Source organism: Psychrobacter sp. AOP7-B1-24 (assembly GCF_052376215.1).
Lineage (GTDB): Bacteria > Pseudomonadota > Gammaproteobacteria > Pseudomonadales > Moraxellaceae > Psychrobacter.
Window position 1 is genome coordinate 1 of sequence record NZ_JBQSVL010000182.1, and the last position, 1,014, is coordinate 1,014.

Below are 1,014 nucleotides of genomic sequence, written 5' to 3' on the forward strand. Positions count from 1 at the left end.
ATTCAAATCGGTGGCATGGGCGAGTGCATGATAAACGCTATAGTGGCTTTGATGACTATTGGCGACGACAGTCGCTTCATCGATGGTCTCGGTATCTGTCACTGGGGCAAACGCAGCAGGAGTGTCTAGCGTGAGTGTTTGGCCACTTGCTTGATTGTCCTCGTCAGCACTATTTCCATCAGTGTTGCTGTTTATAGCAACATCAGCGGACTGAGTAGGGTGTGCGACACTAGCACTATTAAAGCGTTGCACCGTTATAGAGCCTGGCTGAGTGATGATTTGCTCACTCAGTGCTAACACTGGCGCATGTACGCGGTCGTGTAATACTTGTTGGTAGCGTAGCGCACCAATGTTTGCGCTGATACCCTCGCTATCACTTGGACTCGCTGTGGTGATAATGAGCTTCGGCGGTGTATGTTCATCCGTTTGCTCATGACGCAGATAGGCGGTCAGTCCTTGACGTGCAAGCCGCTCACAGATATGTGTCCAGTCACTGATTTGCCACTGGGTCATACGTGCAGGTGTCCAGCTGGCGTCTTCACTATTGCTATCATCGACGGTCTCTATCTCTAGAGTAGCTGTGCGTTCTGCCACCATTGATTGTACCGATAGGTCAGTGTCTATATGACAGCGTGGATGCTGATGCAAGCGATAGGTAAGTGGTTGTGCGAGCAGACGATAATAGCCATAGCTGCCATCGTGATCCAATTGATGTATGGCCGTTAGGTATAAATGACGGTAATGTAGGCCGCTTGGGGTATCAAAGCTTAAGGTAAGTGTGCTACCGATTAAGTCAGTGAGCGGTGTAAAGGGCGGATGGTGACGCTCATGAATATAGACTTGCAATACATAAGTATCGATACCATGCTGCTGATGTTGTTGATTTCCGTTTGGGTTTAATTGGGCAATGATATCGTCTTCATAAGACGCCTGCATCAGCTTGTTTTGCCACGCTTGATGAGCACTGATGTCTTGCTGCGCACTTGGATAGAGGGCTTGAGTGCTGCCTTCACT

At 49.0% G+C, this 1,014-nt stretch carries 1 protein-coding gene; it reads right to left on the bottom strand.

Features of this window, described 5'->3' with window-relative positions; genetic code table 11:
* Positions 1-1,014, bottom strand: a 1,014-nt coding sequence (locus ACT3QP_RS14875; protein WP_444526038.1) for a contractile injection system protein, VgrG/Pvc8 family, incomplete at both ends; no start/stop codon positions are given.